At 35.8% G+C, this 24,077-nt stretch carries 23 protein-coding genes; 20 read left to right on the top strand and 3 right to left on the bottom strand.

What is annotated here, in order from left to right:
- Nucleotides 1–223: 223 nt before the first annotated feature.
- Nucleotides 224–1,276 carry a glycosyltransferase family 4 protein gene (locus MJG50_RS07095; protein WP_240254054.1) on the top strand — a complete coding sequence of 351 codons (1,053 nt, stop codon included), beginning with the start codon at nt 224–226 and terminating at the stop codon, nt 1,274–1,276.
- Nucleotides 1,277–1,371: 95 nt separating this feature from the next.
- On the opposite strand, the gene MJG50_RS07090 is transcribed toward MJG50_RS07095, so the two are convergent.
- Complete coding sequence (locus MJG50_RS07090) at nt 1,372–2,391, bottom strand: LCP family protein (RefSeq protein ID WP_240254049.1); 1,020 nt, start codon at nt 2,389–2,391, stop codon at nt 1,372–1,374.
- A 29-nt stretch (nt 2,392–2,420) separates the two neighbouring features.
- Nucleotides 2,421–3,053, bottom strand: a complete 633-nt coding sequence (locus tag MJG50_RS07085; protein WP_240254047.1) for a YigZ family protein — start codon at nt 3,051–3,053, stop codon at nt 2,421–2,423.
- Nucleotides 3,054–3,230: 177 nt separating this feature from the next.
- On the opposite strand from MJG50_RS07085, the gene MJG50_RS07080 reads away from it, so the two are divergent.
- The 4 genes from MJG50_RS07080 to MJG50_RS07065 all read left to right on the top strand — a co-directional run bounded on the left by MJG50_RS07080 (nt 3,231) and on the right by MJG50_RS07065 (nt 8,712).
- Nucleotides 3,231–4,373 carry a sensor histidine kinase gene (locus tag MJG50_RS07080; RefSeq protein ID WP_240254045.1) on the top strand — a complete coding sequence of 381 codons (1,143 nt, stop codon included), beginning with the start codon at nt 3,231–3,233 and terminating at the stop codon, nt 4,371–4,373.
- 285 nt (nt 4,374–4,658) lie between these two features.
- Nucleotides 4,659–5,351, top strand: a complete 693-nt coding sequence (locus tag MJG50_RS07075; protein WP_240254043.1) for a response regulator — start codon at nt 4,659–4,661, stop codon at nt 5,349–5,351.
- 593 nt (nt 5,352–5,944) lie between these two features.
- The gene (locus MJG50_RS07070) at nt 5,945–7,735 is read left to right on the top strand and encodes a methyl-accepting chemotaxis protein (protein WP_240254041.1); all 1,791 of its coding nucleotides are present in this window, start codon (nt 5,945–5,947) and stop codon (nt 7,733–7,735) included.
- Between the two features lie 134 nt (nt 7,736–7,869).
- On the top strand, nt 7,870–8,712 hold the full coding sequence (locus tag MJG50_RS07065) for a DegV family protein (protein ID WP_240254039.1): 843 nt from the start codon (nt 7,870–7,872) through the stop codon (nt 8,710–8,712).
- A 105-nt stretch (nt 8,713–8,817) separates the two neighbouring features.
- Here MJG50_RS07065 and MJG50_RS07060 read toward each other — a convergent pair whose 3' ends face one another.
- Nucleotides 8,818–9,048, bottom strand: coding sequence for a hypothetical protein (locus tag MJG50_RS07060; RefSeq protein WP_240254037.1), 231 nt, complete (start codon nt 9,046–9,048; stop codon nt 8,818–8,820).
- A 71-nt stretch (nt 9,049–9,119) separates the two neighbouring features.
- On the opposite strand from MJG50_RS07060, the gene MJG50_RS07055 reads away from it, so the two are divergent.
- The 15 genes from MJG50_RS07055 (at nt 9,120) to MJG50_RS06985 (ending at nt 24,065) form a co-directional block, all read left to right on the top strand.
- Nucleotides 9,120–10,613 (top strand): ATP-dependent helicase ComFA, encoded by a 1,494-nt coding sequence (locus tag MJG50_RS07055; RefSeq protein ID WP_240254034.1) that lies wholly within the window; start codon nt 9,120–9,122, stop codon nt 10,611–10,613.
- 107 nt (nt 10,614–10,720) lie between these two features.
- Nucleotides 10,721–11,251: a class D sortase gene (locus MJG50_RS07050; RefSeq protein WP_240254032.1), complete on the top strand. Its 531-nt coding sequence runs from the start codon at nt 10,721–10,723 to the stop codon at nt 11,249–11,251.
- A 104-nt stretch (nt 11,252–11,355) separates the two neighbouring features.
- On the top strand, nt 11,356–11,634 hold the full coding sequence (locus MJG50_RS07045) for a late competence development ComFB family protein (RefSeq protein ID WP_240254023.1): 279 nt from the start codon (nt 11,356–11,358) through the stop codon (nt 11,632–11,634).
- Nucleotides 11,635–12,013: 379 nt separating this feature from the next.
- Entirely contained in the window at nt 12,014–12,724 is a 711-nt protein-coding gene (locus tag MJG50_RS07040; RefSeq protein WP_240254022.1) for a ComFC family protein, read from the top strand.
- Nucleotides 12,725–13,003: 279 nt separating this feature from the next.
- Nucleotides 13,004–13,408: a TIGR03826 family flagellar region protein gene (locus tag MJG50_RS07035; RefSeq protein WP_240254021.1), complete on the top strand. Its 405-nt coding sequence runs from the start codon at nt 13,004–13,006 to the stop codon at nt 13,406–13,408.
- 95 nt (nt 13,409–13,503) lie between these two features.
- Nucleotides 13,504–13,764, top strand: coding sequence for a flagellar biosynthesis anti-sigma factor FlgM (gene flgM / locus MJG50_RS07030; protein ID WP_240254020.1), 261 nt, complete (start codon nt 13,504–13,506; stop codon nt 13,762–13,764).
- 86 nt (nt 13,765–13,850) lie between these two features.
- Nucleotides 13,851–14,342: a flagellar protein FlgN gene (locus tag MJG50_RS07025; protein WP_240254019.1), complete on the top strand. Its 492-nt coding sequence runs from the start codon at nt 13,851–13,853 to the stop codon at nt 14,340–14,342.
- Nucleotides 14,343–14,361: 19 nt separating this feature from the next.
- Complete coding sequence (gene flgK, locus MJG50_RS07020; protein ID WP_240254018.1) at nt 14,362–15,885, top strand: flagellar hook-associated protein FlgK; 1,524 nt, start codon at nt 14,362–14,364, stop codon at nt 15,883–15,885.
- Nucleotides 15,886–15,894: 9 nt separating this feature from the next.
- The gene (gene flgL / locus MJG50_RS07015; RefSeq protein WP_240254017.1) at nt 15,895–16,788 is read left to right on the top strand and encodes a flagellar hook-associated protein FlgL; all 894 of its coding nucleotides are present in this window, start codon (nt 15,895–15,897) and stop codon (nt 16,786–16,788) included.
- Between the two features lie 111 nt (nt 16,789–16,899).
- Nucleotides 16,900–17,472 carry a DUF6470 family protein gene (locus MJG50_RS07010; RefSeq protein WP_240254016.1) on the top strand — a complete coding sequence of 191 codons (573 nt, stop codon included), beginning with the start codon at nt 16,900–16,902 and terminating at the stop codon, nt 17,470–17,472.
- Nucleotides 17,473–17,487: 15 nt separating this feature from the next.
- Nucleotides 17,488–17,937, top strand: a complete 450-nt coding sequence (fliW, locus tag MJG50_RS07005; protein WP_240254014.1) for a flagellar assembly protein FliW — start codon at nt 17,488–17,490, stop codon at nt 17,935–17,937.
- A gap of 3 nt (nt 17,938–17,940) precedes the next feature.
- Nucleotides 17,941–18,162 (top strand): carbon storage regulator CsrA, encoded by a 222-nt coding sequence (gene csrA, locus MJG50_RS07000; RefSeq protein WP_240254012.1) that lies wholly within the window; start codon nt 17,941–17,943, stop codon nt 18,160–18,162.
- 211 nt (nt 18,163–18,373) lie between these two features.
- Nucleotides 18,374–19,186 carry a flagellin N-terminal helical domain-containing protein gene (locus MJG50_RS06995; RefSeq protein WP_240254011.1) on the top strand — a complete coding sequence of 271 codons (813 nt, stop codon included), beginning with the start codon at nt 18,374–18,376 and terminating at the stop codon, nt 19,184–19,186.
- 215 nt (nt 19,187–19,401) lie between these two features.
- Nucleotides 19,402–22,008: an IPT/TIG domain-containing protein gene (locus MJG50_RS06990; protein WP_240254010.1), complete on the top strand. Its 2,607-nt coding sequence runs from the start codon at nt 19,402–19,404 to the stop codon at nt 22,006–22,008.
- A 179-nt stretch (nt 22,009–22,187) separates the two neighbouring features.
- On the top strand, nt 22,188–24,065 hold the full coding sequence (locus MJG50_RS06985) for a glycosyltransferase (RefSeq protein WP_240254009.1): 1,878 nt from the start codon (nt 22,188–22,190) through the stop codon (nt 24,063–24,065).
- Nucleotides 24,066–24,077: the final 12 nt, after the last annotated feature.

Genomic DNA, 24,077 nt, shown 5'->3' with positions numbered 1-24,077 from the left:
ATATGTATACAGGCCCATATTATGGCTGATAGATTGTGGGTAGGTAATCTATAAATATCGTAATATATGTGTAAAAGAAATAATGGTTTCAGAGAGTTGTTTGTTATGATATAATGCAGATTGTGGATTTACCCATACTATTTACAAGCAACTAAATGAAAATACGTTAATTTATGAAAAAAATGCACTAAAATTGGATAAGATAATAGCAAGGAGGGTCTGCATGGTTTATTTAACCTTGTTTCTATGTTTCGTGACCTCTATTCTAATTACACCACTAATAAAAAAATTAGCAATTAAAATAGGTGCAACCGATCAACCTAATAGCAGGAAAGTACATCAAAAAGTGATGCCACGATTAGGTGGTTTAGCAATATACTTTAGTTTTTTAGTTGGATATTTAATATTACGACCAGTATCAGACGACTATAATGTATTCGCAATTCTTCTAGGTGGTCTTATCGTAATTATTACTGGGGTATTGGACGATATTATTGAGCTATCACCAAAGCTTAAGCTACTAGGACAATTGGTAGCAGCAGGTATTGTTGTCATTTATGGTGGAATTCAGGTTGAATATATCACCCTTCCGTTTGGTGGCGAGTTGAATTTCGGATATTTAAGTATTCCAATCACAATTATTTGGATTGTCGGTATTACGAATGCGATTAATCTAATTGATGGCCTTGATGGATTGGCAGCTGGAGTATCCTCAATCTCACTTATTACGATTTCGGGAATGGCAATTTTCAAGGGTGATATATTTGTAATGAGTATCGGTTTAATACTTCTTGGAAGCACATTAGGATTCTTACTATATAATTTTTACCCTGCAAAAATCTTTATGGGGGATTCTGGTGCCCTTTTCCTAGGCTACATGATTTCGGTATTATCACTCTTAGGATTTAAAAACGTTACGGTCATTTCATTTATTGTACCGATCATCATTTTAGGTGTTCCAATTTCCGATACGTTATTCGCAATTATTCGTCGAATTGTCAATAAGCAATCGATCTCTGCACCTGATAAATCTCATTTGCATCATTGCTTATTGAACTTAGGTTATAGCCACCGTAAGACAGTATTAATGATTTACGGAATGAGTGCAATGTTTGGACTAGTTGCTGTTATCTTTTCAATGGCAACGATGTGGGTATCATTTATTGTTGTACTTGCACTTCTCTTAGCAATTGAAATAATTGTTGAAAAGATTGGTCTAGTTGGAAAAGAGTATCGACCAATACTAAATATGCTTCAAGGAATTAGAATGAAATAAGTTTAACCCTCCAAAATTTTGTTGGAGGGTTTTTATGACCAAGTAAGATTGAAAAAAGACAACCATATACGGTTGTCTTTTTTACATTCATATGCTTATTCTTTTAGTTCATCATCCCGTTCGGTTGTTTCGGATAATGCGAGATGTTCTTTTAGAACTTCTGAAAGTTCTTCTAACTTTTCTTCATTTACTTCATAGTAGTAACCGTGATCTGTCCATAAATCTTCACCTTCAAGTACATGTGATTCAATTTGAAGCTTTTTCCCTGAGGCTGCATAGTCATATAAGGAAACCATTTCACCGAATTTCATATTTGTTGAAATGTTATTACCTAAAGCATCAATTACCTCACCATATTTTGTGATAGAACCAACTGAAATGGCTTTATCAATGATCGCTTTAACAACTAATTGTTGTCTTTTTCCTCGTTCAATATCACTATCAATTTTCCTAGTACGTGCTAAAGCAAGTGCTTCTTCACCGTTAAGCTTTTGTAAACCTTTTTCAAGATGAATGGCATTTTTCTTATCTTTACTATTTTGTTCTGAAAATGTTACCGGTACTTCCACTTCAATTCCATCAAGTGCTTCAACGACTTCAATAAAAGCATCAAAGTTCAATTTCATAAAATAGTCAACCGGTACATCGAATAACTCTTCTACAGTTGCAATTGTTCCATCAACACCGTTAAAGGCATGTGCATGATTGATTTTGTCATTTCTGTCACGCATTGGGTCGTAAACAAGAGAATCACGTGGGATACTAACCATATGGACAGATTTTTGCTTCTCATTTAATGTAGCGAGAATTAATGCATCTGTTCGTACTGAATCTCCATATTCACTTTTACGTTTCTCACTATCATCGACTCCCATAATGAGAATTGAAATATTATCATGCTTTGGATCAACAGGAGCAACCCTCTTTTCAGACTTAATACCCCGGTCAAGTTCTGTATTGGAATTTGCTGCAGCATTTGATGCTTTATTTACTAAATATGCACCATAAGCTCCGACACCAAGAAGTACAATTAAGATTGGAACTAAAATAAATTTTATTAGTCTTTTTCTTCGATTTCTTTTCTTCAATTGAACCCTATCAATTTTTTTGGCCATCTGATTTCTCCTCAAATAAGATAGTTTTATTATATATCTTCTTCTAAATATTTAACAATACCAACAGAAATTTCGGATTTACCGTTTGTAAGTTCAATCATCCAGTCGGCAAATGCCTGTTTTTGTTCTTCTTCTACATATGTCTCAATTTCAACATCTTCAAGGAAATGAATATCTTTTATGTTGTAAATTGATGACCTTAATTCATTTTCTACTTTGCCAAGCCAGGTATAGTCAAGCTTAGTATGCATAACCCGCATAAGTTTTCTTTGTACAATTCCGGTACCTAGTAATCCTTCCGAGGTAGCCTTTCCATATGCTCGGATAAGTCCTCCTGCTCCTAATTTTATTCCTCCGAAGTACCTAGTTATGACAACTACTGTATCTTTAAGGTGTTTTTTCTTTAGTACTTCAAGTATTGGAACACCAGCTGTGCCACTTGGCTCACCATCATCGTTTGCTTTTTGGATGTGATCAGTTTCACCAATTAAATAAGCGGAACAGTTATGGGTTGCATTCCAGTTTTGCTTTTTTATTTTTTGAATAAAGTCCTGGGCTTCTTCTTCCGTCGTTGCACGACTAATATATGCAATGAAACGTGACTTCTGAATATTTATTTCATGCTCCCCGTAGCCTTTTACGGTATAATATTGAGTAAGCATTGACTTATAAACCTCCTTCGTATGGGGAAATATAAGCATTTTTTAGTAGATGGTATTAGTTTTTAAGTAAATTTGCCCATCTTTTATTATAAAACGACAAATTTCAGCAATCAATCATTAGTTTATGTATTATAATAGATTTAATAAAAGGTAATTCATATAAATGGAGGTGGGAGGATGACCACCAAAAAACTTGATACGAAAATGTTGGATAAAATATTAGAAAAAATGGTGAAAACCGTTAATCATAGTAAGAGTGAAATTTTTCATATCGGAGAACAGTCGCGACAAGAATATGAATCTCTATCTGAAGAACTCAAAGATATTAAAGTGAAGGTAAAACATGTAATTGATGAAGGGGACAAGCTGGATATTCATATGCGTTTCGCAAGGAAAAGATTATCTGAAGTAAGCAGTCATTTTAAAAGTTATTCAGAAGATGAAATTCGTGATGCTTATGAGAAGGCACATGCGATTCAAATGGAATTAAGTGTGTTCCGTCAAAAGGAGAAGCAATTACGTGATCGTCGTGATGAGTTAGAAAGGCGTTTACTTGGATTAACTGAAACGATTGAACGTGCCGAACATCTAGTCGGTCAAATTTCTGTCGTATTAAATTATTTGAATAGTGATCTTCGTCAGATGGGCGCATTGCTTGAGGATGCACAGCAGAAGCAGGAATTTGGTCTGAAGATTATTGAAGCACAAGAGGAAGAGAGACGAAAGCTATCCCGTGAAATTCATGATGGGCCCGCACAAATGCTTGCAAATGTTATGCTTCGGTCACAGCTGATTGATAAAGTATTTCGTGAAAAAGGAAATGAGGATGGTTTTAAAGAAATTAAAGACCTAAGAAAAATGGTCCGATCGGCGTTGTATGAGGTGCGACGGATTATTTATGACCTAAGGCCAATGGCATTGGATGATCTTGGTTTAATTCCGACACTTAAAAAATATTTATCAACAATTGAAGAGTATAATAGTGACACTAAAATTTCATTTATATATATTGGTTCAGATAAAAGAATTCCTACAAAATTTGAGACAGCCCTATTCCGAATGATTCAAGAGGCAGTTCAAAATGCACTGAAGCATGCAGAAGCGAAAGAAATCAAAGTAAAACTCGAGATTACTAGAAGTCATGTCATCGTCGTCGTAAAAGATAATGGTAAGGGCTTTGACATTCGGGAGAAAAAGGACAACTCGTTCGGTCTGATTGGAATGCGTGAAAGGGTTGAATTATTAGAAGGACATTTGACAATTGATTCAAGTATTGGTAATGGAACGATTATTATGATTCAAGTGCCGATAGAGAAGTAGTGTATGAAATGCTAGAGGGATAGTCAAAAGGAACTAAAAATACTTGAGTACTATCTTTTAAAGTGAAAGTTATACGAGCGTAATTTTACGCAAATTTTTTGATGATTTACAGTGTTGATGATACTTTTCAGGAATTGGTAATCTATAACACTGAAATATATGGAAATTATGAGTAAATGTGACAAACGTCATTGACAAATTGGAATATTTTGTTGAAATACTGCAAAAGGCTTATTGACTACATGTACCTCAATAGGCAAAATGAAGAATGGGGAGGCGTAAAACGTGAAAACAAACATAGTAATTATTGATGATCACCAATTATTTCGAGAAGGTGTAAAACGCATATTAGATTTTGAACCAAGCTTCCAAGTAGTAGCCGAGGCGGATGATGGTGAGAGAGCATTAGAAATTGTCGAGCAATTTCAGCCTGATGTCGTCATAATGGACATCAACATGCCAAATATGAACGGTGTAGAGGCTACAAAGCAATTAATTGAAGCAAATCCTGATACGAAGGTAATTATATTATCGATTCATGATGACGAAAGCTATGTAACGCATGCCCTTAAAACTGGTGCTAGTGGTTATTTATTGAAAGAAATGGATGCAGATTCGTTAGTAGAAGCGGTAAAAGTAGTTGCGGACGGTGGTTCATACTTACATCCAAGAGTCACTCACAATCTAGTAAATGAATATCGTAGACTTGCAGTTGTTGCAAGTGGACATTCAATGGCAACACACCCTCATCAAATGGTGGAAATTCGTCGCCCATTACATCTTTTAACACGTAGAGAATGTGAAGTTCTTCAATTACTTACAGACGGAAAAAGTAACAGAGGAATTGGCGATGCTTTATATATAAGTGAAAAAACGGTTAAAAACCATGTTAGTAATATTCTTCAAAAAATGAACGTTAACGATCGCACTCAAGCTGTAGTTGTTGCAATTAAGAACGGCTGGGTCGAAGTAAAATGATTAAGTGCCAAACACTAAAAAGAGGTGTTTGGCATTTTTATTTTGGGGGGATTTGTATGAGTTTTTGGTTAATGTGCATATAATTCGGTGAGCGTGCAAATGAGTCGGTGAATGCGCATATATTTTGGAGAACGTGCAAATAATTCGGCGAGCGCGCAAATATTGCTGGTAACGTGCATATAATCTGGTGAGCGCGCATATATCTTGGCTAACGCGCAAATAATTCGGCGAGCGCGCATATATCTTGGCGAACGTGCAAATAATCCGAGCAACGTGCATATCCCAAAATTATCGAGCATATCTCAAAAATAACGTGCAAATCTATATTTTCACACCTTCTCAAACCAAAATTCAAGCGCAAAATTCTATAATTATCAATCAAATAGTAAAAAGTCTATGATAAATCTCATGAAATTATCAAATCTATCACCTCCACTCAACCCTCATTTGAAAATTCAAACTTTTTATGTAAGTGTTTAATTTTTCAGTCTCTTAGTTTATAGTTCTAAATAGAAACTATTAATTTTTTATGTTTTTTCAAGTCTGATTATTCAATCTAGGTAGAAAAATACAACATAAGGGGACATACGCAAATGGGAAGGAAAGGTTTTAACATCAAGTCAGGCATTAAGATTAAAAAGGGGAGAAAAGAACATAAAATTAACACTAGAGCAAAGACAAAAGTAGAAAGAAAAGGTTTTAGCTTAAAATTAGGAACAAAGATTAATTTAATTGTTTTGGTAATTATTTTATTACTATCTGCTGTAGTTGGGTCTACAGTTGTGTATCAAATTAATGCGGGGATTAAGAAGTTTGCAGTGGAAAAAGCTCGTGGGGATTTAGAGCTAGCTTATAATTACATAGATGGAAAATATCCAGGTACTTGGTCTGAAAGTGATGGGAAATTATATAAAGGTGCAATTGCATTAAATGAGAATTATACATTTGTTGATCAAATCGGCAAGCTCACTGGAGATACTGTAACTCTCTTTTTAAATGACACTCAAGTTTCGACAAATGTTATGAAGAATGGAAAAAGGGCTATTGGTTCGAAAGCTACCAAAGAGGTAGCAGATACCGTTCTCAAAAAGGGTGAGAAATTTTATGGACAAACTAAAGTTTCGGGGGAAAATGTCCAATCTGCCTACATGCCGATCTATGATCGTAACGAAAAAATAATTGGGATGTTTTATGTAGGAGCATCGCAAGAAATTGTAAAAGAGACAATTATGAATGTTACCGTGATGTTCTTGGTTATTTTAGCGGTAATGATTGTGCTAGCTTATTTAATTGTTCATTTCTTTACAAGTGGATTAAAAAGAAGATTGGCGACTATTTCTTCTGCGTTAGACAAAGCTGGCAATGGTGATTTTACGACTGATATTACGGATCGTTCCGGTGACGAGTTGACTGGTCTAGCAAAAAGCTTTAATGCGATGAAGTCAAACTTAGGTGGTATGATCGGGGAAGTATTGAAGACATCCGAACAGGTTGCTTCTTCATCCGAACAATTGACAGCTGGGGCAGAGCAAACAAGCAAAGCGACAGAAGAAATTTCGAATTCCATTCAGCAAGTGGCGAGTGGTGCAGAAACTTCAACAGAAAACTTAGAAGATAGCTCTGTTTCATTAGAAGAGGTCACTCGAGGAATCCAATATATTGCTGATCACTCATCGACGATAACAGAAGCGGGGGTCAAAGCGACTGAACAAGCGAAACATGGAGGCGATTTTGTCAAAAAATCCGCTGACCAGATTCATGCGATCGACCGGTCTGTTAATATAAGTGGAGATGTGATTAAACTCCTTGAAAAGAGATCAAAAGAAATAGGCGATATTACGAATGCAATTACCGAAATTGCCAATCAAACGAATCTATTGGCACTTAATGCTGCCATTGAAGCGGCAAGAGCTGGTGAGCATGGGAAGGGATTTGCGGTTGTAGCGAATGAAGTTCGAAAGCTTGCGGAGCAATCGCAAAATTCCGCGACCCAAATCACGGAACTGATAAATGATATTCAAAAAGAAATGATTCGATCCAATGATTCAATCACTCAGGTTAAATCAGATGTAAAAGAAGGTCTTGTCATTATTGGAAAGACAGAAGAGAGCTTCAAGGAAATTGTCGCATCAATGGAAGAGATGGGTTCTCGAATTGATGAAATGGCCGCAACATCGGAACAAATAGCAGCAGGTGCTCAGGAAGTATCAGCAACAGTTAACAATATTACAAAAATCACGAGAGATACTTCAATGCATTCACAAAGTGTTGCCGCATCAACAGAAGAACAATTGGCGTCAATGGAAGAGATTACATCCTCGGCAAATAGTCTTTCTGAGATAGCGATGAATCTACAACAGCTTGTAAGTAAATTTCGAGTGTAAAATATGAAAAACAGGATCAACTCTTATGGGTTGGTCTTTTTTAATCTTTCGTCCAAAGTGAGTGACATACCCAAACTTTTCCGATAAAATGGATATAATATAATAACAGTGTGAATAAGGAAGGTAAAAATAATATGAAAACGGCGATTGTAACTGATAGTACAGCTTACATACCAAAGGATATACGTGAAAAATATAATATACATATGTTGCCGCTTAGTGTAATCTTTGGTGATGAGGTATACAGTGAAGAAGTCGACCTTACAGCAGAAGCCTTCTATGAAGAGCTGAAAGTGCAGAAAGAGCTTCCGACTACATCACAGCCACCAATAGGTGAGTTCGTAAAACTTTTTAAGCAACTCGGAAAAGAAAATGATGCGATAATTAGTGTGCATCTTTCAAGTGGGATAAGCGGGACATATCAAGGTGCAGTTACGGCTGGTGAAATGGTCGATGGAGTCAAGGTATATCCATTTGATTCTGAAATCAGCTGCATGGTTCAAGGCTTCTACGCACTTGAAGCTGCAGAAATGGCGGAACTAGAGAAGCCAGCTGAAGAAATTGTGGCAAGATTGAATGAAATGAAGAAATCAATAAGAGCTTATTTCATGGTTGATGATTTAACTAACCTTCAGCGTGGTGGTCGATTAAGTGGAGCGCAAGCGTTTGTAGGCGGCCTTTTACAAATTAAGCCAATCCTTTGTTTTGAAGACAAACTAATTGTTCCATTTGAAAAAATTCGTACCCGTAAAAAAGCACTTAATCGTGTATTTGAGCTGTTTGATGAGGATGCAAGCCTTGGAGTCCCATTGCGTGCTGTCTTGATTCATGGGAATGTCGAAATAGAAGCGAAACAACTTAAGGCAGAGCTTGAACAGAAATATCCTCATGTCGAATTTATGCTTAGTTACTTTGGCCCTGTCATTGGCACACATCTTGGTGAAGGTGCGATTGGACTCGGCTGGTATAAAAAATAATAATAAGATAATTCTGCGATTGCTGAGTCGAAGTTTCATTTATTCGGATAAGCAAGTTTATACTTTCCGTAAAAAAAAGAAGGCGCTAATTTTCTAAGGCGCCTTCTATAATGTATTCTTTTGCGTATTATCCTCATTGCCCTCTATATCCTCAGACTGCACTTTCTGCTGCTCATTTCTAATTAAAATACTCAACAACAGGAAATAGAATAAGATTGGCGCGGTCCATGTTGCTGAGGATAACTGTACACCCTCATGAAACAATATCATATAGATTCCGAACAATAGAACCAAAAGAATACATAGTAGCAATGGATATCGCTTTATCCAATTCATCATGATTCTCCTTTCATTATATTTTAGTACTATTCCCAAAAAAACATTCTCTATACATAAGGAGGCAATTTATGCGATTTTTTCAAAACAATGAACAACTACTTATACCTGAACCACTTACGGACAAACAAGACCACCCACAATTAAAACCAATTTCCCACTTCGAACAACTTCCCTCCGTATTTCCAAACACTACCTATACTTTCTCAACAGAACTTGAACAAATTTTATATGGAAAGCAATTATTCCTAGAAAATCTTCCATTACCAATTGAACAACTCCACCAACACTATGTAAACGGCTATCTCTCCTATCGAAAAGGCATTGAAAATCAAATGTGTATTCGCTGTGGGAATGAAAACCCATCTTTATTCGCGAAATTTTCTTGTTCCCGTTGCAAGCACGAGTGCACGTATTGCCGCAAATGTATTTCGATGGGACGAGTAAGTGAATGTACACCACTAATCAGCTGGACTGGTCCAAAGCCACAGGACAGTATTCCCTTAAAGCCACTCGTGTGGAATGGCACTTTATCAGTTGGACAACAGAAAGCATCTGAAGCATTGGTGGATACAGTAAAACATAATGATCAGATTTTGATATGGGCGGTTTGTGGTGCAGGGAAGACGGAGATTTTATTTGAAGGAATTGAGGCTGCTTTATTAGAAAATAAGAGGGTTTGCATTGCAACACCAAGAACTGATGTCGTAATTGAGCTTGCACCAAGGATAAAGAGTGCATTTCCACAGATCGAAGTGATTGCCTTATATGGTGGAAGTGAAGACCACGGTAGTACCGCACCCCTCACAATTGCTACGACACATCAACTTTTGCGGTTTTACAGGGCATTTGACATGATTATCATTGATGAGGTTGATGCATTTCCATATTCAGCTGAACCGATGCTCCAATACGCTGTTGACCAAGCGAAAAAGGATACGTCCTCAACGATTTATTTAACTGCTACCCCAAATAACAAATGGAAGCAAGAAATTGCAGCGGGTAAAAGAAAAGCAGTCACCATTCCTGCACGGTATCATCGCCATCCATTGCCAGTACCAACCTTTGCTTGGTGTGGGAACTGGGAGAAAAAAGTGAAGAAACAAAAACTTCCTCAAAATGTTTTACAATGGATTAAAGATCACCTTAAGTCGCATAAACAAGCATTTTTATTTGTACCAAGAATTGATTACATCAAGATCGTTGTGTCGATTTTACAAAAGTTGGATCATCGAATTGAGGGTGTGTATTCTGAGGACCCCCGCAGGAAGGATAAGGTGTCTGCTTTTCGGAGAGGTGAAATTCCAATCTTAGTGACAACGACTATTTTAGAAAGGGGTGTGACCGTTCCGAAAATTGATGTTGCTGTTCTCGGTGCAGAGGACACGATTTTTACCGAAAGTGCACTTGTCCAAATATCCGGTCGGGTAGGACGAAGTTCAGACTATCCAACAGGTAGTATTATTTTTTTTCATTATGGAAAAACGAAGGAAATGATTCAAGCGAAAAAACATATTGAAGGTATGAATAAAGAGGCTAGTGAGAAAGGGTTGCTAGAAGTATAAGTGAAGTTTGGTGAGAAATACTAAATGTAAAAATCGTGAATGGTGTGAGTTGATTGAATAAACTTTTTCATTTCCCCCTTTTACTCGTATCCATTGGAGTCTTCCTATTGGGATATACTTTTTTTCAAATGTGGAAGATTGAGAATTTAGAAGGAAAAGCCCTTGTTCAAGCTGAGGAATTGGTTGGACGCCCTCGGAAGGATTCACTTACTCAAACTATTGATGTCCCTATTTTTAAAAAGGGGGATGCGGTTGGAGTGTTGGAGGTGCCAAAATTAAATGTGAAGCTTCCAATCGTTGAAGGAACTGATGAAGCAGAACTAAGAAAAGGTGTAGGACATTTTATCGGTACTGGTTATCCTACACAGAATGACCAAATTGTATTATCAGGCCATCGCGAAACGGTTTTTAAAAGACTGGGTGAATTAACAATCGGGGATATTTTTATTATGAAGATGCAATATGGTGATTTTACATACAAAATTGAAGATATAAAAATTGTTCATGCGAATGATCGAACGATTATTGTCCCGACCTTTCCAAAGGAAGTTTTGACAGTAACGACCTGCTACCCTTTCCGGTATATTGGAAATGCACCGAAACGCTATATTATTATGGCGAAGCGGGTGAATGATTAACGTTGCCAATGTAACAATTCCATTACATTTAGTAAATCTCCATTTCCAAAATTTACTTTTTCATGTAATAATATATAGCATACATATGAAACGGAGAGTGTCCAATGAAGGTTTTTAATGCGATGGAACCATTAGTTGCAGAAGCTTTGAATGAATATTGGTCAGATATTAACATGCCCTGCAAATGTGAACAATGTAAAAATGATGTATTTGCTATAGCACTTAATAGTATTACCCCACGCTACGTATCGAAGGATAACGGAATCGCATACGTCAAAGCTCAATACTTCGATAAACAAATGAAGACAAATATCGTTGTAAAAATAGCCGAAGCAACCAAAAAAGTTGCAGAACACCCTCAATGTGCAAATTTTCAAAGGTAAGGACGTTATATGGTGTCAAATAGATTCATGGGTCGTTGAAACTGTCACAGATGAATACCCCTAGGGTGATAGCAAGGACCCGGTAGATTTTCCTTTGTAACATTCTTCATGAAATCGAATACCTCGTGTATGTGTTACCACAGCAATCTAAAACCCATTAAATGTAAATAATATCTATAAATTAGGATGTGTGGCCGGATTAATGCTAAAACCGGCCGGATTATGGCAGAAAGCCGCCGGAAAAAGCGTAGAATTGGCCGGATAAATTAAAATACCCGCCGGAAACATAGTGAAACCCGCCGAATTCCATCTTTGGAAGAATGGATTTACTAGATGATGATACTATTGAAGAAATTATAATAAATAAAGGTTGTGGAAGATGGCTAATTGTTTACTTTGTCACTCGTATTATGACGAAATTAATTCATGGAGCACATTGTTTTCATTATCTGAACCAGACCCTGTTTGCCCGACATGTGAAGGGAAATTTGAGAGCATTGACGGTGAAATATGTACAATATGTGGTCGGCCCTTTTCAAAAATATCGACGGAATATCGAGAGGGAGATCTTTGTTATGATTGTGTCAGATGGCAGAATGATAACCGGTGGCGAGACGTTCTTCAGAAAAATCGATCCGTCTTCTTGTACAATGATTTTGGTAAAGAAATTATTTCCCTCTATAAATTCCGCGGCGACTACATCGTTTCAAACGCTTTTCGAACATCACTCAAACATACATTCAGAACGTACTATAACTCTTCTTATATCATAGTCCCAATCCCATTAAGCAGTGAACGCCTTTATGAGCGAGGATTCAACCAAGCTCTCGTGCTGGCACAATTATTAGGCAAACCCATACATGAAATCCTTTCCAGAAATCATCTTGAAAAACAATCAAAAAAGAGTAGGCAAGAACGTATGGAAACAGAAAATGTATTTCAAATTGAAGATAGGGTTTCAGTAAAGGAAAAAAGTATTATATTGGTGGATGATATTTATACAACAGGATTAACACTTCGGCATGCTGCAGAGGTTTTATTGCGTGAAGGGGCTAAGTCGGTTTCAGCGCTAACGTTGATGAGGGGGTAGATTGGTAACATGTGGAGTATATTCAAAAAAATATCCATAAATTAGGGTAATCGGCCGGATTATTGTGTATACCCGCCGGATAATAGTAGAAAAGCACCACCTAATATCCAAACACTACACCATATACGATTTCAGTATAAATTTTTAATGTAAAATCCGAAGTGCCACCCTAAAAAAATATATTTCCCAACGAACAAATATGGAGGAGAAATTCTTCTTTAAATTCTTTCCACTCAACCGATATAATAAGTAATAGATTGGACTTGAGGAGAGAGTGAAATGGGAGAATTAATGAATTGTCCGCATTGTGGTAGTATTTTTGTTAAAACAAATCTTCGTGATGTTTGTGAAAAATGTTATAAGAAAGAAGAGAAGGATTTTGAAACGGTTTATCAGTTTATCCGAAAGCGTGAAAACCGTACAGCTACCTTAGTGGAAGTTGTTAAAGCAACTGAAGTAGATGAAGAATTAATTACAAAATTCATTCGAACTGGTCGTCTGAGACTGGCACAATTTCCAAACTTGGGATATCCATGTAAAAAGTGTCATACACTAATTCGCGAAGGCAATTTATGTCAAAGCTGTACAACTCATTTAAGAAAAGAAATGGTCCACTATGAAGAGGAAGAAGAACGTAAAAGAGCAATAAAAGAAAGAGACAAAGGCAGAACATATTTTAGCTGATTGAAGATAATTTCTAAAAAGAAAGTAAACATTTTTGTAACTTTGCCGATAATAACTATATAGATATGTATCGGAAAGGAAGGCGAGGAATACCAATGAAAATTAATCAATTTGGACCACTTGGGGTCAACCCATACAAAAACCAAATGAATAAAGTTGCTGCATCTGAAAAACAAGCAAAAGCAGATAAAGTTGAAATATCCTCTGCAGCAAAGCAACTACAAGAAGTGTCACCAATCACGATTGCACGTCAAGAAAAGGTAGAATCACTCAAGCAGCAAGTACAAAGTGGAACCTACCATGTTGACTCAGAAGCCATTGCAAATAGTGTGTATGATTTCTATTTTAAAAAATAAGATCAGTATCAACTGATTTTGTTTTTTACAAGATTAGAATACCAATTTAATTCTAATGTTTTAAGAAACAAAAGGGAGGGGAATACATGTCAGCCGAAAAACTAATACAACTGCTTAATAAGATTTTGATTTTACACGAAAATCTGTACAAGCTATCTGAACAAAAAACAGAAAATCTAAAAAAAGGCGACATTGATGCCCTGAGTAAACAGATGAAAGAGGAACAGAAATATATATTAGCTATTAAGCAGCTTGAAGATCAGCGTGTATTACTTGTACAGGAGATCCTGAACAACCCTCCAAGGAGAAATGTACAATTAACACTATCTGATGTAATAGAGGTATCAAATGAACCAGAACGAAGACAATTAGTAAAACTAAAAGAGGATATTACAAAATCCATTGCCATGTTACGTGAACGAAATCATTTGAATCAGCAACTTACAAATCAGTCACTACAATTTGTTAATATGGAGTTGGAATTGTTTTATCCAACTGAAAAGACAGTTAATTACGAGAATCCAAATATAAATCAAAGTCAAAAAAAACATCGCTCTATGTTTGATTCAAAAGCATAAATAAACGGAGGATTATAAAATGACATCAACATTTCATGGGTTAGAAACAGCACGCAGAGGGATGGTAACACAGCAAGCTGCATTATACGTAACCGGACATAATATTGCTAATACAAATACGCCAGGTTATTCAAGACAACGTGTGAATTTTGAAACGACAATTCCTTTTCCAGGAGTTGGAATGAATGCCCCGAAAATTCCAGGGCATCTTGGTACGGGTGTTACAGCGGGCTCTATTCAACGAATTCGCGATGAATTTGCAGATAGACAATACCGTGATGAAAATAATAAGTTCGGTTATTGGAATTCACGTGCTGAGTCACTTGCAAGAATGGAAGAAATTATGCATGAGCCATCAACTGAGGGACTAACTGCATCACTTGATGAATTTTGGAAAAAGCTACAGGACCTTGCAGGCAGCCCAGATAACACTGGTGCTAGAGATATTGTCCTTATGCAAGGACAGGCTGTTGCAGATTCATTTAAATATATTTCAGACTCTTTGAACACTGTTCGGGATAATCTTAAGAGTGAAATTGACTTGACGAAAAGTACAATTAACTCAATAGCAGCTCAGATTAACGGTTTGAACAGACAAATAGGTGAGATTGAGCCAAACGGTTATGTACCTAATGACTTATATGACGAGCGTGACCGATTAGTCGATCAATTATCTGAATTAGTTAATGTGAAAATCACTGTGAATCTTAGTGGAGGAAACAGAGATGAAATCGCAATTGGAAAATATACAATTGATATTCTTGATAATAATGGAACGCCAATTGCTAATCTAGTAGACGGTGTTAACTATACAGCAAATGAAATCGATTATACGACGAATGCTAATGGTTATGTTGATGGTATTACATTCGTCAATGCACCAGGTACAACCCATCCAATTGATAGTTTTTCGAATGGTAAGCTTAAGGGTTTAATAGATTCATATGGTTATGTAGACAATGCCGGTAACGAAGTGGGGGAATACCCTAATACTCTAGAAAATCTTGATAAGCTAGCGTTAGCATTTGTGAATGAATTTAATGCAGTTCATAGGAATGGAAGCGGGTTGAACGGCTCTACGGGCCTTGATTTCTTTACTCCTATTGCAAATCAGAAAGGCGCAGCGGCAAATATAAAAGTTGCCATCACTGATAAAAATGATATTGCAGCATCAGATATCACTAAAGGGCCTGGGGATGGCTCGAACGCTTATAAATTATCAGAAGTCATTACGAAAGACTTCGGATCATACATCTCCACCCCTTCTGCAGGACTTTCAGGCAGTGTTAAAGATTTCTATACTGGAATGATTGGTACATTGGGGGTTGCGGCAAGAGAAACAAACTTAAGATTATCCCAGGTAAATTATACGAAGGAATCAGTTGAGTTTCGTAGACAATCCGTAATGGCTGTATCTCTAGATGAAGAAATGACGAATATTATTAAATTCCAGCATGCGTATAATGCAGCAGCTAGAAATATTACAATCATTGATGAAATGTTAGATAAAATAGTGAACGGTTTAGGAACCGGCGGAAGATAGGTGATATGAATGAGAATGACACAAACGATGTTATCAAATAATATGCTCACTAACCTAAATAAGAGCTATGGACTACTCGGGAAATATCAAGAACAGTTATATACACAACAGAAAATTAGTCGTCCTTCGGATGATCCTGTTATTGCTGTAAAAGGTATTCAGAATCGTAGAAGTCTAGAGGAAGTAGAGCAGTATAACAGAAATTTAGGAACAGTTTATGAGTGGCTTGAAAATAGTGAGGATTCACTTGACAAAACGGGGGATGTAATTCACCGAATTACAGATTTGGTTACTCGTGCAAATAACGGTTCTTTAACAAATGAGGATCGCGAAAAGATTTCTACAGAACTTGAAGAGATGAAAAAACATGTACTTTCAATTGCTAATACGAAAGTTTCAGGGAAATATATTTTTAGTGGGTCAGATACTAAGACCGAAACATTTTCTTTTGACACTGCTACTTCAAAATATGTTTATAATGGAAACACTGATAACATAGATATTGAAATATCTGAGGGCATGAAAATATCGGTTAATCAAATAGGCGACAATTTATTTGGTGGTTTATTGAACGATATCCAAGATTTACAAGAAGCGATTAAAAACCCGCCTGCGCCTGGTCAAGATCCGGATTTGTCTACATTTATTACTAAGTTCCAAGACAATCTTGATATTGTTGTATCTACACGTGCAAAAATTGGTGCAACTACAAACCGTGCGGAATTAATTGAGACTCGATTAAGCTCTCAAAAAATTATTGCTACAAAAAGAATGTCTGAGAATGAAGATATTGATGTAGAAGAAGTCATCATGAATTTAAAGACTCAGGAAAGCATTCATAGGGCTGCATTAAGTGTTGGAGCAAGCATCATTCAACCAACTTTAGTAGATTTTATGAGATAAGAAATAGAGCTATCAATTTGATAGCTTTTTTTTCAATGATAAGGAGGATTATTCCTATTATCTAAATCAGTTCAATTAAAGAGCTTTCTTTTTATATAAGGGGAGAAGATTATGCAGTTACCACAAATTCGTCTGGAATCTCAAAATGCTAAATTAAATCTCAATATCCAAAAGCCGGTTCAGGAGATTTCTCAGCAATCTGCTGATTTAACAATAGAACAGCCTCCAGCAACAATGACGATTCAGCGAACACCTGGAAGATTGACAATTGATCAAACACTTGCATGGGAAAACTTAGATTTGAAATCTCCAATGAGACGGGCTGAAGAGAACGCTTCATATGGTATGAGTGTTGCATTTGAAACGGTTGGAAGAATCGCTGAAGAAGGAAATGAATTAATGAAAATTGAAAATGGAGGGAACCCTATAATTGACCAGGTGATAAGGAATAGTGAAACTGAGACCACTTTTGATACAGGTTCAACACCTTCTCAATTCAGTGTAAGGGTGAATTACGAGCCAGTAAATCTAACGATCGATTGGGATCTTAAGAAGCCTATCATTAATGTGGATATTAATAAACCCATTCATAACTATACACCAGGTAAAGTTACTGGATATGTGAGTCCGGGTCAATCACTTTCCATTGATTTTATAGGAGTAAATGTAGATAAAATAAAATGATAATGGTGGGAACTTATGAAAATAAACACAAAATATCATGGTGAGATAGAATTAAATAAGAAAGAAGTAATCCATTTTGACCAAGGTATACCGGGTTTTCCCGAAGATAAAGAATATATTATATTGCAATTAACGGATGATGGGGTCTTTTATATTCTTCAATCGGTAAATACAGACCAACTTGCATTTATTATTTCTAATCCATTTTCACATTTTAAGGAATATGAATTCTTGATTCCAAACGATGACCAAGAACATTTAAAAATCGATAATCCAGAAGATGTTACAGTATTTTCAATTATTACCTTAGTTGAACCATTAGCTAATACAACCGCTAATTTACAAGCTCCTCTTGTTATTAACTTAAAAACGAATAAAGGAAAACAAATTATCTTGAATGATTCAATTTACAGTACAAAACATAAAATCTATACGAAGGAAGCCTCCGACAGGCGGGAGGGATAATCAATGTTAGTATTAACCCGAAAACTAAAAGAATCAATCATGATTGGGGCAAATATCGAAATAGTACTGTTGGAAGTTAATGGTGATCAAATAAAAATTGGCATTAATGCACCAAAGGATGTTGATATATTTCGAAAGGAAATTTTCGAAAGAATCATGGAGGAAAATGCGGAAGCCTCTAAGGTTAATGTAGATTTAGTTAAGAAAATGAGGATGTTAACGTAACAGCCACGTGAGTAACCTGGCTGTTTTTGTTTGAGTATAAAAAGATAAATAAATTTATAAAAAAAATTTATATAAACTATTAAACTTTTAAAATCCATGTCGATAATATATATGAAAGCAATGATAGAGTTGAGTACGGCCGACTCATCTCAATCATTGTTAAAAAAAACAAACCACATGGATGTGGGTTAAACTCAAGGAGGAAATTATAATGAGAATCAACCATAATATTTCAGCAATCAATACTCATCGTCAACTAACTTTCAATAATGGTGCAGCAGCAAAATCTATGGAGAAATTATCTTCTGGATACCGTATCAACCGTGCAGCTGACGATGCAGCTGGTCTAGCAATTTCTGAAAAAATGCGTAATCAAATCCGTGGACTTGAACAAGGTTCAAAAAATGCTCAAGACGGAATTTCTTTAATTCAAACTGCTGAAGGTGCGTTAAACGAAACTCACGCAATGCTTCAACGTATGGCTGAATTATCAGTACAAGGTGGTAACGAAACAATTACTGCTGACGATGCTGCGAAAATTCAAGCTGAATTTGACCAATTAGTTGCTCAAATTGATTCAATTGCTGGTCAAACTAAATTCAACACTAAAGAACTTCTTAATAATACAAACACATTAACTTTCCAAGTTGGAGCTAACGGAACTGAAGTAATTTCTTTAGATCTAATTGATGCTACAGCTGGTACATTAGGTATCGATGCTTTAACATTAGATGGTACTCAAGCAACTGCTTCAGCTACTTTAGCTTCTGTACAAACTGCTATTAATACTGTTGCTGAAGGTCGTTCAAGCTTAGGGGCTGTTCAAAACCGCCTAGAGCACACTATCAACAACTTAGGTACTACTTCAGAGAACCTACAAGCTGCTGAATCTCGTATCCGTGACGTTGATATGGCTAGTGAAATGATGAATATGACAAAGAATAATATTCTTACTCAAGCTGCACAAGCTATGCTTGCTCAAGCTAACCAAGCACCACAAGGTGTTTTACAACTTCTAAGATAATCGTAAGTTACGATATGCTGGGCCTTATTAAAGGGCTCAGCTTTTTTTGTATACAGGATAGGTTCGTTTTTACTAGATGATATTTTTCTGTCATTGATTTTTTAAATTTTCCGAATTAATTAGGTAGATTTACATGGTATTTTTATCATTTTTCCCCAAAATAAACAATTTTATGTTAAAATATAATAGTAAATACTAAAAAAGGTGGGGGCTATATGAAAAAGAGACACTACATAAGACCTATGATTCTAGTTGTAGCTCTATTATTCAGCTTCATTCTGCCAAATTCAGCTGATGCAGCAACAATTACTAGTGGCGATTTATTGAATGTCACCAAAACAGCTGATGTTAATAAATTGGTAGAAAACGATATTGCAAATGTTTCATTGACAGTAAAAGGGACTCCTAAGGACTCCACATTTGTTAGACCGAATGATGTAATATTAATTGTTGATAAATCTGGAAGTATGTCGAGTGATAATCGCTTAACTGCAGCCAAAAATGCAACAAAAGAATTTATTGATTTAATGGATCTGACTAAACATCGTGTGGGTATTGTCGATTTCGACGATTCTGTCTCTTCTTTTCCTCTAACTACTGATGCTACTGCTGCAAAAGCATATGTGGACACAATCCAACTAGGGGGAAGTACGAATACAGGTGATGCGGTCAGAACAGCTACAGCAATGCTAGCAAATCATCGCACTGAAGCCCAGCCAACGATTGTAATTCTGACAGATGGTGCTGCGAATAATGCTACTGATGCGCTAAATAGTGCAACTGCTGCTAAAATGGAAGATATTAATTTTTACTCTATCGCGCTATTAGGAGTAAATGAAGATCCAAGCAAAAGTGCACCGAATGAATTACTAAAGAATATGGCTTCATCAGCGAGCCACCATCACTTTGTACTGGGGTCAGTCGGTTTACCTGATGTGTACAAAAGGATCGCTGAAGAAATTGGATTAGCAAGTGCATACAATGTGAAAATAACAGACACGGTTTCATCTGAATTTGAAATTGTTCCAGGTTCATATGATAACAATATTCCAAAGCCAAAGGTTAATGGAAATACATTGGAATGGGATATACCAGAATTAAAGTCAGATGAACTAACATTCACTTATCAAATTCGTGCGAAGACTTCAACGACAGCTGGTAAGTACTCGTTAGGAAAAACTACGACAACATTTGAAGATCATCAAAGCACAACTTATTCATTAGACAATTTGAACCCTATTATTGAAGTTCTTAATCCAAAACCAATTATTTCTACAATTAATCCTGAAAAGGGATTAACAACTGGTGGAGAGACAGTTTCGATAACTGGAAAGAACTTCTTACCAGGAGCAAAGGTATATTTTGGTTCAAATCAGGCTACAGTAGTATCTGAAACTGCTAATGAAATCGTTGTGAGCACACCTGTTGGTGCACAAGGTACGGTGGAAGTTAAAGTAGTGAATACTGATGGGCAATTTGCTCTAGGTACATTCCAATATTATGCCGACCCAACTATCACATCTGTTACTCCTGCAGAAGGAGAAATGATTGGTGGGAACAGAATTACGATTATTGGTTCGAATTACATGAGTGGAGCAAAAGTTTACATCAATGGAGTTGAAGCGGCAACACAATTTTCTACAGCAAGCAAACTTTATGTAGTTGTACCTGCTTCACAAATCGATGGAACTGTTGCAGTCAAAGTGGTAAATCCAGATCATACAGAGGCAGAGCTTGCGAATGCATATACGTATTTGACTCCACCACCACCTCCAGTTATTCAACTTGATAGTCTTTCAGCTAATTCAGGTATATTAACAGGTGGGGAATCTATTTACCTATTTGGTGCAAATTTTGACAGGAATGTAAAAGTTTATTTCGGAGATAAAGAAGCTATTGTTAACTACTATGCAAATACTAGCAAAATTCGTGTGAGTGTCCCTGAGGGGGTATCAGAAGGTCTGGTTACAGTTAAAGCTGAAAACCCAGATGGTACTTTTGCGGAATTGGTAAATGCATATGAGTATTTAGCTCCACCTCCGGCTCCAGCTCCAGAAATCAGTTATTTATCTGATCCATCCGCATTAACTGGAGAACAAAAAACGATTTATTTATTTGGAAAAAACATCCTTCCAGGTGCACAAGTGTTTCTTGGTGATGAAGAGATTTTCATGGACTTCGTAACAAATAGTAAAGTGCGTATTAAAATTCCAATCAGTAACCAAGCGAAGACTGTCGATGTTAAATTAGTAAACCCAGATGGTCAAACTGCTATTTTAGTTGGTGGTTTCACTTATACTGAGCCAGTATTAGATCCATCTCCAGTCATAACATCACTATCGAGTAATACAGGATTCGTTACTGGATATGAATTAATTACAATTACTGGAAGTAATTTCACTAAAGGTTTAAAGGTATACTTTGGTGATAATCCTGCAATAATTGTGTCTGTAACAGATACTGAAATACAAGTGAAAACCCCTGCTTCTGTTACTACTGGTTTAGTATCTGTAAAAGTGGTGAATCCGGATCAGCAGGAATTCATTCTTACTAATGGTTTTGAGTATACTCAAGTTCCAATTACAGTTACAAAGCTTTCTGTTACAAGCGGTCCTGTAAAGGGTGGGAATTTTGTTGTCATATATGGAACTGATTTCGATAAGGCAATGACAGTTACAGTTGATGGACAAGAAGTGAGTTATACTTTCTTGGCAACTAATCGCATCCGTATATCCATGCCTGCAGCACCGGCAGCTGGAACAGTTGATATTACTGTAGATAAAGCAGGTGCAAAAGCATCCATTCAATACACGTACAATTAATACGGATTTTTAATTAATACAATTTCAGGCTGAATTCAACTCGGATTCAGCCTTTTTGTATTCGCAGGGTGAGTTAATCAGTGTTTCCTATCCCTTGGCAAAATTTATCCGTTAAAAATCTAGTCGAATAACCGATATTAAGAAAAGAGATATGTCGAAAATTAGGGGGTAGTTAATAAATGAAACATTCGATTTCTTTATGTATGATCGTTAAAAATGAGGAGAGATTTTTAGAAAAATGTCTTTCTAGCATAAATAATCAAGTAGATGAGATTATTATAGTAGATACAGGTTCAACAGATCGGACGAAGGAAATTGCAAATAGCTTTCATGCGCAAGTCTATGATTTAGAATGGAGAGAAGATTTTTCTATTGCTAGAAACTTTTCAATAAGTAAAGCAACATCAGATTATATTTTAGTACTAGATGCTGATGAATATTTGGATGAGACCTCAGACCTTCAGGAAGTACTAAAAACAAAAAGGGATCACTACACAGTAAAAATAAAAAACAATCTATCAAGTGGATCTGCAATCTTCCATCCTGCTGTTAGATTATTCAAAAACTTTTTAGGGTTGAATTATTTCGGTAAAATTCATGAACATCTTAATGTCTATGATCCTTCACTTAATTTATCACATGAATATACTACATTTACGATTAATCATGATGGGTATAAAAATGAAGTAGTTAAGGATAAAAATAAACACCAGCGGAATATAATAATGCTGTTAGAAGAAGTTGAGAAAAATCCAAGTGGTTATAATTATTACAATCTGGGTACACAGTATAGGTCAAACAATCAGTTTGATAAGGCAGTTGATGCGTATCGTATTGCTTTCCCACTTTCTAAAAATCAATTATACATTCAATCACTACTATACAATATGATTGATTGCTTAAGGGAATTAGAACGATATGAGGAAGCATTAAATGTTGTAGATGGAGCTATCGAGAGTTTCCCAAATTATACTGACTTTCATTTTATGAAAGGAAGAATCTTTGAGGAATTGGAATATTATCAGGATGCAGTGTTAGCATATCAACATTGCCTAAAACTTGGTGAAGTAAAATTACTTCAAACATTCGAAGGTGTAGGAAGCTTTTTGTCGTATATTCGATTGGGAAATATTTATATGAAACTAGGTAAAAATCTTCTAGCATTTGATATGGCCATGGAGGCTTTAATGTGTAATAAATCTAACTTGACTGCTTTAAGGATGTATTTAGAAATTGTTCAAAAGACTAAGATACCTGCAGAACAAGTGAAGATACATTTAAGCAAAATATATCCTATACAAAATAGTGACGATCTCAAAAATTTAGTTATTGTACTTACAATAATAAAAAGTCCACTCCTTAAGGATTATATCAATATGTATAATCTGAAGGTTGAATCCGCAGTTATGGCAGTTTCTGAGCTCTATGCGAAAAATTACCAAAAGGCGTATAACTTATGGTCAAATCTTGATGTACAAATAGAAAAAAATGATGTGAAAGATATCATTCTTATAAGTTTTTTACTAAATCAAAATCAACTTCTTAATAAGTATAAAAATATAATTAACTTAAATGATAAAGAATGGAAGATTTTAAATAAAGTAGTAAATGAACAAGAGATCAAAGTGAGTAATTTGAGTAAAGAATTCGAAGAAATCATTTTGTTTATTGTTGAAAGATTAATTTATTTGAGTGAAGATAAAAAAATAAAATACATGACCGATATCTTCCTTTCCAGCAAAAATAGTGTATTGGAGCTTGCAGAACGATTAAATGACAATGGCCTATCATATTTAGCTCAAACTATTTTGGTAAATGAATACAAGCAAAATCAAAAAGATCCTATCTTAGTTGAACGACTTGCAGACACTTGTGTTAAACAAAGACAGTTTAAAGAAGCACTTTCATTTTATAATCATGCGATTAGCTTGAAATCTCATTACCCCGTCTTTGAGAAAGCCTTTCATGTGTATCAAGAATTGGATGATCAAGACGGTATGAATTTGGTGAAAAGGGAAATAGAACGTAATTATCCATTGGTAAAATGGGTTAAATAATTCAGATAAAAG

The sequence above is a fragment of the Fredinandcohnia quinoae genome, from assembly GCF_022427965.1.
GTDB classification, from domain to species: Bacteria; Bacillota; Bacilli; order Bacillales; family Bacillaceae_L; genus Ferdinandcohnia; species Ferdinandcohnia quinoae.
Note: the sequence above shows the minus strand (reverse complement) of the source record. Positions and strands in the feature narration are given on the sequence as shown.

What these genes read in the sequence shown, in the direction of transcription:
- MJG50_RS07095 (WP_240254054.1), top strand. Translation starts at nt 224, where the DNA reads ATGGTTTATTTAACCTTGTTTCTATGTTTCGTGACCTCTATTCTAATT.
- MJG50_RS07090 (WP_240254049.1), bottom strand. Translation starts at nt 2,391, where the DNA reads ATGGCCAAAAAAATTGATAGGGTTCAATTGAAGAAAAGAAATCGAAGA.
- MJG50_RS07085 (WP_240254047.1), bottom strand. Translation starts at nt 3,053, where the DNA reads ATGCTTACTCAATATTATACCGTAAAAGGCTACGGGGAGCATGAAATA.
- MJG50_RS07080 (WP_240254045.1), top strand. Translation starts at nt 3,231, where the DNA reads ATGACCACCAAAAAACTTGATACGAAAATGTTGGATAAAATATTAGAA.
- MJG50_RS07070 (WP_240254041.1), top strand. Translation starts at nt 5,945, where the DNA reads ATGGGAAGGAAAGGTTTTAACATCAAGTCAGGCATTAAGATTAAAAAG.
- MJG50_RS07065 (WP_240254039.1), top strand. Translation starts at nt 7,870, where the DNA reads ATGAAAACGGCGATTGTAACTGATAGTACAGCTTACATACCAAAGGAT.
- MJG50_RS07060 (WP_240254037.1), bottom strand. Translation starts at nt 9,048, where the DNA reads ATGAATTGGATAAAGCGATATCCATTGCTACTATGTATTCTTTTGGTT.
- MJG50_RS07055 (WP_240254034.1), top strand. Translation starts at nt 9,120, where the DNA reads ATGCGATTTTTTCAAAACAATGAACAACTACTTATACCTGAACCACTT.
- MJG50_RS07045 (WP_240254023.1), top strand. Translation starts at nt 11,356, where the DNA reads ATGAAGGTTTTTAATGCGATGGAACCATTAGTTGCAGAAGCTTTGAAT.
- MJG50_RS07040 (WP_240254022.1), top strand. Translation starts at nt 12,014, where the DNA reads ATGGCTAATTGTTTACTTTGTCACTCGTATTATGACGAAATTAATTCA.
- MJG50_RS07035 (WP_240254021.1), top strand. Translation starts at nt 13,004, where the DNA reads ATGGGAGAATTAATGAATTGTCCGCATTGTGGTAGTATTTTTGTTAAA.
- flgM (WP_240254020.1), top strand. Translation starts at nt 13,504, where the DNA reads ATGAAAATTAATCAATTTGGACCACTTGGGGTCAACCCATACAAAAAC.
- MJG50_RS07025 (WP_240254019.1), top strand. Translation starts at nt 13,851, where the DNA reads ATGTCAGCCGAAAAACTAATACAACTGCTTAATAAGATTTTGATTTTA.
- flgK (WP_240254018.1), top strand. Translation starts at nt 14,362, where the DNA reads ATGACATCAACATTTCATGGGTTAGAAACAGCACGCAGAGGGATGGTA.
- flgL (WP_240254017.1), top strand. Translation starts at nt 15,895, where the DNA reads ATGAGAATGACACAAACGATGTTATCAAATAATATGCTCACTAACCTA.
- MJG50_RS07010 (WP_240254016.1), top strand. Translation starts at nt 16,900, where the DNA reads ATGCAGTTACCACAAATTCGTCTGGAATCTCAAAATGCTAAATTAAAT.
- fliW (WP_240254014.1), top strand. Translation starts at nt 17,488, where the DNA reads ATGAAAATAAACACAAAATATCATGGTGAGATAGAATTAAATAAGAAA.
- csrA (WP_240254012.1), top strand. Translation starts at nt 17,941, where the DNA reads ATGTTAGTATTAACCCGAAAACTAAAAGAATCAATCATGATTGGGGCA.
- MJG50_RS06995 (WP_240254011.1), top strand. Translation starts at nt 18,374, where the DNA reads ATGAGAATCAACCATAATATTTCAGCAATCAATACTCATCGTCAACTA.
- MJG50_RS06990 (WP_240254010.1), top strand. Translation starts at nt 19,402, where the DNA reads ATGAAAAAGAGACACTACATAAGACCTATGATTCTAGTTGTAGCTCTA.
- MJG50_RS06985 (WP_240254009.1), top strand. Translation starts at nt 22,188, where the DNA reads ATGAAACATTCGATTTCTTTATGTATGATCGTTAAAAATGAGGAGAGA.